This window comes from Arthrobacter sp. Dra40 (assembly GCF_059091905.1).
The window spans coordinates 1-9,989 of record NZ_JBNHHB010000187.1; the positions used below are offsets into that span (position 1 = coordinate 1).

General features: G+C 63.5%; 7 protein-coding genes. 6 read left to right on the plus strand and 1 reads right to left on the minus strand.

The genetic code is table 11. From position 1 onward, the window contains the following. Positions 1-163 precede the first annotated feature (163 nt). The 3 genes from AC5RWT_RS30340 to AC5RWT_RS30350 all read left to right on the plus strand — a co-directional run bounded on the left by AC5RWT_RS30340 (position 164) and on the right by AC5RWT_RS30350 (position 4,732). Positions 164-1,954 (plus strand): ABC transporter family substrate-binding protein, encoded by a 1,791-nt coding sequence (locus tag AC5RWT_RS30340; RefSeq protein WP_494083451.1) that lies wholly within the window; start codon positions 164-166, stop codon positions 1,952-1,954. A 211-nt stretch (positions 1,955-2,165) separates the two neighbouring features. Beyond that, a complete protein-coding gene (locus tag AC5RWT_RS30345) occupies positions 2,166-3,707 on the plus strand; it encodes an ABC transporter permease (RefSeq protein WP_494083452.1) in 1,542 nt (513 codons plus the stop codon). Next, positions 3,704-4,732: an ABC transporter permease gene (locus AC5RWT_RS30350; protein WP_494083453.1), complete on the plus strand. Its 1,029-nt coding sequence runs from the start codon at positions 3,704-3,706 to the stop codon at positions 4,730-4,732. Before AC5RWT_RS30345 ends, AC5RWT_RS30350 begins: the two co-directional genes overlap by 4 nt. Before the next feature lie 40 nt (positions 4,733-4,772). Here AC5RWT_RS30350 and AC5RWT_RS30355 read toward each other — a convergent pair whose 3' ends face one another. Continuing rightward, on the minus strand, positions 4,773-5,396 hold the full coding sequence (locus AC5RWT_RS30355; protein WP_494083454.1) for a PH domain-containing protein: 624 nt from the start codon (positions 5,394-5,396) through the stop codon (positions 4,773-4,775). 80 nt (positions 5,397-5,476) lie between these two features. On the opposite strand from AC5RWT_RS30355, the gene AC5RWT_RS30360 reads away from it, so the two are divergent. The 3 genes from AC5RWT_RS30360 to AC5RWT_RS30370 all read left to right on the plus strand — a co-directional run bounded on the left by AC5RWT_RS30360 (position 5,477) and on the right by AC5RWT_RS30370 (position 9,953). Next, positions 5,477-7,297, plus strand: coding sequence for an ABC transporter ATP-binding protein (locus AC5RWT_RS30360; protein ID WP_494083455.1), 1,821 nt, complete (start codon positions 5,477-5,479; stop codon positions 7,295-7,297). 139 nt (positions 7,298-7,436) lie between these two features. Next, a complete protein-coding gene (locus tag AC5RWT_RS30365) occupies positions 7,437-7,973 on the plus strand; it encodes a hypothetical protein (RefSeq protein WP_494083456.1) in 537 nt (178 codons plus the stop codon). A 339-nt stretch (positions 7,974-8,312) separates the two neighbouring features. Further along, positions 8,313-9,953 (plus strand): peptide ABC transporter substrate-binding protein, encoded by a 1,641-nt coding sequence (locus tag AC5RWT_RS30370; protein WP_494083457.1) that lies wholly within the window; start codon positions 8,313-8,315, stop codon positions 9,951-9,953. The last annotated feature ends 36 nt before the right edge of the window (positions 9,954-9,989 follow it).

The window sequence follows — 9,989 nt, forward strand, 5'->3', positions numbered from 1 at the left end:
GCGACCTTTTTATACCCAAGCCGGGGGGTTCCGGTTTACGCTTCAAAGCGTGTGAGACATGCCACGTTCGGCGGGAAGCTCGTTGAACTTCAGGCGACGCGGTCTATGTCCGTCCTTTGCAGCACTGCAGGGGGCCTACCCAAGACAGAAACAAGGAGGCGGAATGCGTTTCGGACGTACTTCCAAAGCTATCGGTGTCGCGGCTGTTGCAGCCCTGGCCCTGAGCGCCTGCGCGACTTCGGGTGGCGGAAATTCCTCGCCCGAGGGCTCAGGCGATTCCACCGCGGCTGGGGCCGGCGGTTCCATCAGCGTCGCTGAAGTGAACGCCTTCAGCTCCTTCAACTCGGACACGGCCGTGGGCAATGTCGATATCAACTCGAAGATCTCGTACCTGACCCACGCGGACTTCAACTACATCGACAACGAACTCAACGTGGTCAAGAACGAAGAGTTCGGCACCTACGAGAAAGTCAGCGAAGATCCGCTGACCGTCAAGTACACGGTCAAGGAGGGCGTCGCCTGGTCGGACGGCAATCCGGTTGACGCCGGCGACCTGATGCTGGCCTGGGCCGTCTACTCCGGCCATTACGACGACGCGACCTTCAACGATGAGGGCGAAGTCGACAAGGGTACCGCGTACTTCTCATACGCCGGTGACACGTCGGGCCTGGGCCTGACCGACAAGCCGGAGATCAGCGACGACGGCCGCTCCATCACGCTGAAGTACTCCAAGCCGTTTGCGGACTGGGAGACCTCCTACGGCATCCTCGACACCCCGGCCCACGTTGTGGCCGAAAACGCCGGCCTGGCGGACGAGCAGGCCCTGGTCGACCTGTTCAACGAGAGCCCCAAGGGCAATCCGGATAAGCCGGCCAAGAACGAAAAGCTGAAGGCTGTCGCGGACTTCTGGAACACCGGATTCGACACCAAGACCCTGCCGTCGGACGCCAGCCTCTACCTCTCCACCGGTCCGTTCATCGTGGACAGCATCACTCCGGACCAGTCCATGACTCTTGTCCGCAACGATGCCTACAAGTTCGGTCCGATGCCCAACGTGGAGGAAATCACCGTCCGGTACATCGGAGCGGCTCCCGATCAGGTCCAGGCGCTCAAGAACGGCGAAGTGGACATCATCGCCCCGCAGGCTTCGGCCGACACCGTTGAACTGCTCGAGGGCCTCGAGGGCGTGACAGTCAACCGCGGCGAGCAGCTCTCCTACGACCACCTCGACCTGAACTTCTCGGGTGTCTTCAAGGACGCCAAGGTCCGCGAAGCCTTCATGAAGGCAGTGCCCCGCAAGGCCATCGTTGACCGCCTGATGGCTCCGCTGGACCCGGAAGCCAAGCCGCTGGATTCGCAGTTCTTCGTCCCGGCACAGGCCGCCTACAAGGAATCTGCTGCCAACAACGGCTCCGAGAAGTACCAGGACGCCGACATCGAGGGTGCCAAGGAACTGCTTGCAGGAGCCACCCCCGAGGTCCGGATCATGTACAACAAGGACAACCCCAACCGCGTGGATGCCTACACGCTGATCGAGGAATCCGCCGCCAAGGCAGGCTTCAAGGTCGTCGACGGCGGACTGGGCGCCTCGGACTGGGGCTCTGCCCTGGGAACCGGCACCTACGATGCGGCCATCTTCGGCTGGATCTCCCCGGGTGTTGGCGTCAGCGGTGTGCCGCAGATCTTCCGGTCCGGCGCCGACTCCAACTACAACGGCTTCTCGAACAAGGAAGCCGATGCACTGATGGACGAGCTGATCATCACCACCGAGCCGGAGAAGCAGGATGAGCTCACCGTCAAGATCGACAAGCTCGTTTGGGACTCCCACTACGGCCTGCCGCTGTTCCAGCCGGTCGGCATCGATGCCTACAACAGCGACCGCATCGACGGTGTGAAGTACATGCCGAACCAGACCGGTGTCTGGTGGAACTTCTGGGAGTGGAAGGTTAAGTAAACCTCCCCGCCGATTTCCTCGGCAGACAGCACGCAAGGCGTCGGGACCTTGAGCACTACGGTCCCGACGCCTTGCAGCTTTAGAACCGCCTATTCCTTGCATAAGTGATTGGGATTCCCCAAATTCCACTCGTGTGTAACCTTCATTACACTCACTGTGATAATGCCGGATCCACAGATCCGCAAACACATATCAACGAGGTTAAAACACTATGGTGACCTACATTGTGCGGCGTTTATTTACTGCCGTGCTCATTCTTCTGGGCGCCTCTTTCCTGGTCTATCAGTTGACAGCGCTGTCGGGCGACCCCCTGCGCGACCTCCGGGACAGCAACTCGGCGAACAAGGAACAGCTCATCCAGCAGCGGGTAGCGCTGCTCGACCTGGGCACACCGGCTCCCATCCGCTACTTCGGCTGGCTCGCAGGCGCGGCCAAATGCGTCGCTCCGTTCGTAGCCAAGTGCGACCTCGGCTATGCGGTCAACGGCCAGCCGGTCACCGTCGAGCTGGGCCGGGCCATGGGCATGACCATTCTGCTGGTCACCGCGGCAACGGTCCTTGCCATCGTCATTGGTGTTTCGCTGGGCATTGTTTCCGCGCTCCGGCAGTACAGCGCCCTGGATTACAGCGTCACGTTCATGGCTTTCCTGTTCTTTTCACTTCCCGTTTTCTGGGTGGCCGTCCTCCTGAAAGAATTCGGTGCCATCGGGTTCAATAACTTCCTCAAGGACCCCGACATACCACTGCAATCCATCCTCATCATTGGATTGGTCAGTGCTGCCATATGGTTTATCTGCGCCAACGGCAGTTACAGGCGGAAGCTCGGCGCAGCCGGAGCCGGCTTCCTGCTGGCCGCCGCCGTCTTCTGGGGCCTGTCCATCACCCAGTGGTTCAAGACTCCCGGACTCGGCCTCGCGGTGATCGCCATCTTCGGCATCGGCATCGCCTTCGGCATCACCATGCTCGCCGCAGGGCTCAAGAACCGCAGGGCGCTCTACTCCGCGCTGATCACTGTCGGCGTCGGCGTCATCGTCTACTTCCCGATCCAGCCGCTGCTGGTCCAGGCCACCGGGCTGATGATCGTCCTGCTGGCCCTGGCCACCATCTTGGTCGGACTGGCCGTCGGCTGGTTGATGGGCGGCTACGACCGCCGGCAGAGCATGAACGCTGCAGCGATGACAGCGTTCCTGGTCGGAGGCCTCATCCTGCTGGACCGGTTCATGCAGGCCTGGCCCACCTACTTCAACCACAGCAGGGTCAATCAGCGGCCCATCGCCACGATCGGCTCTGAAACACCGAACCTGAAGGGTGACTTGTGGGTCCACGGCCTGGACACGTTTACTCACCTGCTGCTGCCGACCATTGCGCTGCTGCTGATCTCGCTGGCGTCCTACAGCCGCTACTCGCGGTCCTCGATGCTGGAAATCATGAACATGGACTACATCAGGACAGCCCGGGCCAAGGGCCTCGGCGAGCGAACGGTGGTCATGCGCCACGCGTTCCGCAACGCCTTGATTCCCATTGCCACGATCGTCGCCTTCGACATCGGCGGGCTGATCGGAGGTGCCGTCATCACCGAACGGGTGTTCGCGTTTGCCGGCATGGGCCAGTTGTTTATCCAGGCGCTGGACAGAACCGATCCCAACCCGGTGATGGGCGTCTTCCTCATCACCGGCATTCTGGCCTTGGTCTTCAACCTTGTCGCGGATCTGGTGTATTCCGCGCTTGATCCGCGAGTGAGGGTAAAGGCATGAGCACGACCGCAACCAAACCTGCCGCAGCCACCGACGAGCACAAGGCAGGCCTGAGCCAAGGCCAGATTGTCCGCAGGCGTTTCATGGGCAATACCGCCGCCATCATCAGCCTGGTCGTCTTTGGCCTGATCCTGATCATCGCCTATTCCTCCAGCGGGATGTTCGGACTGCCCGGCTGGTGGAAGTACACCCACAACGGTGTCAATGACATGGTCAACGGGGGAGCCCCCACGCTGCAGTTGTTTCCCCCGAGCCTGGGCGAGCACCCGTTCGGCCAGGACCGCCTGGGGCGCGACACATTCGCCCAGACCATGCGCGGAGTTCAGATCTCTGTTGCCGTGATGTTCATTATCGGTCTGGTGGGCGGCGCCATCGGCGTGGTGGTCGGCGCGCTGTCCGGCTACTTCCGCGGCTGGGTCGAAGCGGTGCTGATGCGGCTGACCGACGTCGTCATCGTGATCCCGCTGATCATTATCGCCGCAGTGCTCGGGCAGGTGGCCGGTCGCGCGGTGGGTGCCGACGTCCAGCCATATTTCCTGGGCCTGTTCGTGGGTGCCGTCGTCTGGACCGGTTTGGCGCGTCTGGTGCGCGCCGAGTTCCTCTCCCTGCGGGAGCGGGAATTCGTCGACGCCGCACGGATCGCCGGCGCCTCCAACGCGCGCATCATCTTCAAGCACATCCTGCCGAACGCCGTGGGCGTCATCATCGTTTCGGTGACCTTGAGCATGTCGGCTGCGATCCTGCTGGAGACCAGCCTGTCCTACATCGGGATGGGCGTGAAGGCGCCGGATGTATCGCTGGGGTCGCTGATCAGCCAGAACCAGGAAGCGTTCCAGACCCGGCCGTGGCTGTTCTGGTGGCCGGGTATGTTCATCGTGGCCATCTGCCTGTGCATCAACTTCATCGGCGACGGGCTGCGCGATGCGTTCGATCCACGGCAGAAGAAGTTCAATGCCAAGAGGGCGAAGGCGGCGGCGGTGTCCGCCCACCCCGAGACCGGAACCACCTCGACGACGGGCGTGTAGCGTGCGCCCCCGACGCCTTCCTGGCCAGTTGCGGTCCGGCTCAGCGGACCAGCGTCATGATGCTGAGCACTACCAGCACGGTGCCGACGGCGAGTACGGACCAATTCGGCGTCCGGGCCACCGCAACCGTGTCTGCTTCCCCAATGCTGATGCTGCCCGCGGCCAAAAGTTCAGCCCAGCGTTTCCGAACGTGGTAGGCGGCCGCTCCGGAATCGGAATTGGCGAGATCGCCGGGGCGGATCGATTGCGCCGGCCCGTAGGTGGTCTCCGGAAGGCCCTGCACATGGTCGGTGCGGGCGCGGTGGACGCCGAACATCCCCGGGGCGGGAGCAGCCCAGGAGGAGTATTTCCTGCGCGGCGTGACCAACGTCAGTGCGTACTTGGTATCGACGGTCACCAAGGCGCTCCAGGGAACCGAGACCGTCCGGACCGGGTTGCGGAGCAGCACGCCGTCGTCGCCGATGACGACGGCGGGGTACCAGGCCAGCCACCAGGTCAGATAAGCGATGGCCAGCAGTGGCCAGGAGGCGGGCAGGCTGTCCGGCCCGTGGGTGACCAGCGAAGACGTCAGGCTGACCGCCACAATGGCCCAGACGATCCCGGTGAACCAGCTCGCGGAGCGCGGACGGAAGACCGTGGAGCCAGCAGCAGCAGACGTTGTCATGCCCCCATAGTTTCAGGACCGGGTACCAGTTCTCCACTCGCATCAACCAACTGCGACAGGTTGGAAGGGAAAGACCAGCTATGACCGAAATCATCGATCCGACGCTGCCGGCAGGAAGCGTGGAGACGGCCCGCGGTTCAGCACCCGTCCTGGAGGTCACCAACCTCAGCGTGGACTTCGGCGTGGACAAGGAATGGGTGCCCGCCGCGATCAACCTCAACTACGACGTCAAGGCGGGCGAAGTCCTGGCGATCGTGGGTGAATCCGGTTCCGGCAAGAGCGCCAGCTCCATGGCACTGCTGGGCCTGCTGCCGTCCAACAGCCGCGCCACCGGGAGCGTTAAGCTCAACGGACGCGAAATCCTGGGTCTGAGCGGCACCAAGCTCCGGCAAGTGCGGGGCAACGACGTCGCGGTGATTTTCCAGGAACCCATGACGGCGATGAACCCCGTCTACACGATCGGATTCCAGATCGTGGAAACGCTGCGGTTACACAATGCCATCTCGCCGCAGGAGGCCAAGCAGCGGGCGCTGCGGCTGCTGGAGCTGGTCGAGCTGCCCGATCCGGAAAAGGCTTTCCGGTCCTATCCGCACCAGCTTTCCGGGGGCCAGCGGCAGCGCGCCATGATTGCCCAATCGCTCTCCTGCGACCCCAAACTGCTGATCGCCGATGAACCCACTACTGCCCTCGACGTCACCGTACAGGCCGAGATCCTGGACTTGATGCGCAACCTGCGCACCAAGCTGGACAGTGCGATTGTGCTCATTACGCACGACATGGGCGTAGTGGCCGACCTGGCGGACAAGATCGCCGTCATGCGCCGCGGCCGGATCGTCGAGACCGGAACCGCGCTGGACATCTTTAACAATCCCCGGCATGAATACACGCAGGCCTTGCTGGCTGCCGTGCCCCATCTGGGCGGGCGGCCCGACGGCGAGGCGGAGGTCGACATTACGGCTGCCCTCGCTGCGGCCACCGGGGCCTCCCTGCACATTGACGAGAATGAACTGCAGCGGCGCGAACGTGAGAACGCCGAGGCCCTGGCGCAGGCGCCCCGTGATCGGGTCAAGGGCGAGCCGGTGCTGGAGTTGGCCAACGTGGCCATCGAATACCCCAAGCAGGGGCGGGTGCCTGCCTTCCGGGCAGTGGAGGGCGCCAACCTGTCCATCTATGCCGGACAGGTGGTTGGTCTCGTCGGAGAGTCCGGGTCGGGCAAAACGACGATCGGACGCGCCGCCGTCGGACTGCTGCCCGTCGCCGAGGGCACCCTGCGCGTGGTGGGGCAGGACATAGCCGGTGCACGGCCCAAGCAACTGCATGCACTGCGCCGGCATGTGGGCATGGTTTTCCAAGACCCGTCGTCGTCGCTGAACCCGCGCCTGCCGATTGGTGAGAGCATCGGCGAGCCTATGTACCTGGCCGGCGTCGCGAAGGGGGCCGCGCTGCAGCGGAAGATCGAAGCGCTGCTGGACCAAGTGGAGCTCCCGCGTGCTTACCGCAACCGCTATCCGCACGAACTCTCCGGCGGCCAGAAGCAGCGCGTGGGCATCGCCCGGGCGCTGTCGCTGGAGCCGAAGCTTATGGTGGCGGACGAGCCTACCTCCGCACTGGACGTCTCGGTCCAGGCCACGGTGCTGGAGCTGTTCCAGAACCTGCAGCGGGAACTGGGCTTTGCCTGCTTGTTTGTCACGCACGACCTGGCGGTGATCGACGTGCTGGCCGACCGCATCTGCGTGATGCGGCAAGGCCGGATTGTTGAACAGGGCACTCGGGACGAGATCCTGCGGAACCCGCAGGAACTGTACACCCAGCGGCTGCTGGCGGCGGTGCCCTTGCCCGATCCCCAGAAGCAACGCGAACGGCGCGAACTCCGCGCCCAGCTGCTGGCCGCCGGCGACTGACAACGTCCGGCATTCCGCCATCCATGGTGCCCGGCCCCTGCCCGTGATGACATGATGGGCAGGGGCTCAGCCGCCCCGTCCCCGGCCCTGCCGCACAGCGCGGGGCACGTCAGGGCATCGTGCAATCCAGGAGTGTTGAGTGGTCCGCAGCATGAACATCGAGGCGATCGAAAAGGGCATCGGCGCCAGCTGGTCAGAGGTTGAGGGCTTCCTTGCCGGCATCGACGCCAAAACACTCAGCCACAAGGCCATTGCCAGTGCCTTGCATGAGTCCGGGCTGGCCGATGGCTGGTGGGCGCAGTCCGCGACGGTCGCCTACGAACAGCAGATCGGCCGCCGCCAGCCGGGCCAGGACTGTGACGGGGAATTCCAAACCTCGGTGAGCAGGACCGTCGGCGGAACCATGGATGAGGTGCGGGACAGATGGGTCGCTCTGGTGGCCGGCGCGGAGGATTTTTCCGGCATCCTCGTCACCCGAGGGCCCGAACTCAGCGATACCCCCAAGTGGCGCTACTGGCGCTGCGGCCTGGCTGACGGCTCCCGTGTCAACGTGTCCATCTACGAAAAGTCTGCAGGCAAGGCCTCCCTGAGCCTGCAGCACGAGCGGCTGGAGTCGGTCGAGCAGCTCGATCACTGGCGTGCGTTCTGGAAGGCCAAACTCGCCGGGCTCGCCTGACGACGGCGTGGGCCACACGCCACTGAAACGTTCCGGTTCCTGCCCCGGCGGTAGGCACCGCCGTCGTACTCTTAAAGTCCGTGACCAAATCGTTACCTCTCCGGCGGCGTGCAGGTGGCAAGACGCCCGGCTCCTCGGGAAAAAGGACGCGGCCGCAGCCCCTGCCGAGTCCCAAATTTTGCCTAAATGCAACCTAAACGGAAACACGGGCTGTTATCAGCGTCACAGGTGGGGCATATGCTGGTGCCACGCGAGCCTCCGCAGCTGCGAACCACGCTCGCGCGGACTAGTCCGGCGTCACAAGCCGCCGGATGAAGGCACGGCGAATCAGGAGACGGAATGCGTTTCGCTCGAACATCCCGACTAATTGGAGTGGCCGCCGCGGCCGCACTGGCGATGACGGCTTGCGGGGGAGGCGGTGGCGGAAGCAGCGAGAGCGGCACCGGCGGCAATGCCCAGGCAGTCATCACGGCCAACAGCACCGAACCGCAAAACCCGCTGGTCCCGACGAACACCAACGAGGTCGGCGGTGGCCGAGTGGTAGACCTCATCTTCTCAGGCTTGATCAGCTACGACGCGGAAGGCAAACCGGTCAACGAAGTAGCCGAATCCATTGAGACCAAAGACTCGCAGAACTACACCATCAAGCTGAAGCCCGGCCAGACCTTTACCAACGGTGACCCGGTCACCTCCAGTTCGTTCATCGACGCGTGGAACTACGGTGCCGCCGTCAAGAACGCCCAACTGTCGGCCTATTTCTTCGAGAGCATCGAAGGCTACGACGAGGTCAGCTCAGAGGGCAGCACCAAGGACGAGATGTCCGGGCTGAAAAAGGTGGACGACACCACGTTCACCGTGAAGCTGGCCCAGCCTGAGTCGGACTGGCCGCTGCGCCTGGGGTACACCGCGTTCGCCCCGCTGCCGCCGGAGGCGTTCAAGGATATGAAGGCTTTTGGGGAAAAACCGGTGGGGAACGGACCTTACATGCTGGCCGGCGACGGTGCCTGGCAGCACGACGTACAGGTTGGGCTGAAGCCGAACCCGGACTACCAGGGCCCCCGGAAGGCGAAGAACGGGGGCATCACGTTCAAGTTCTATTCGTCCTTTGAATCGGCCTACCAGGACTTGCTCTCGGACAACCTGGATGTGCTCGACACCATCCCGCCCAGCGCGCTGGCAAACTTCAAGACAGACCTCGGCGAGGGCCGCTGGCTGGAGAAGCCCTATGCGGGCAACCAGACCATCGTCATTCCGCAGTATCTGGACGAGTGGACCGGTGAAGCGGGCCACCTGCGGCGGCAGGCCATCTCGATGGCGATCAACCGTGACGAGATCACGAAGGTGATCTTCCAAGGCGGCCGGCAGCCGGCCGTCGAGTTCACTGCCCCGGTGCTCGCGGGCTACAACGACAGCATTCCGGGCAACGAGGTGCTGAAGTACAACGAAAAGGAAGCCAAGCGGTTGTGGGCCGAAGCCGACAAGATCAAGCCGTGGGGCAACAAGACGTTCACCATCGCGTCCAACGCCGACGGCGGCCACAAGGAATGGATTGAAGCGGTCGCCAACGGCCTGAAGAACGTCCTGGGCATTGACGCCCAGTTCAAGTCATACGCCACCTTCGCCGAACTCCGGACCCAGGTCACGGCGAAGAAAATGACCGGAGCCTCCCGTGCGGGCTGGCAGGCCGATTACCCGTCGCTGTACAACTTCCTCGGCCCGCTCTACGGCACAGGCGCGGGATCGAACGACGGGGATTACTCCAACAAGGAGTTCGATCAGAAGCTGCGTGAAGGACTCGGCGCTGCCACACCGGAAGAGGGCGACAAGATCTTCAACGAGGCGCAGGAAATCCTGATGAAGGATCTGCCCGCCATCCCGCTGTGGTACCAGGTCCGGCAGGTCGGCTGGAGTTCCGTGGTGCAGAACGTCAACACCGCCTGGAACGGGGTGCCGATTTACCAGGACATCACCGGCAAGTGACGTAGGGCGCTGCGGGGCCTGGCCGCGACCAGGCCC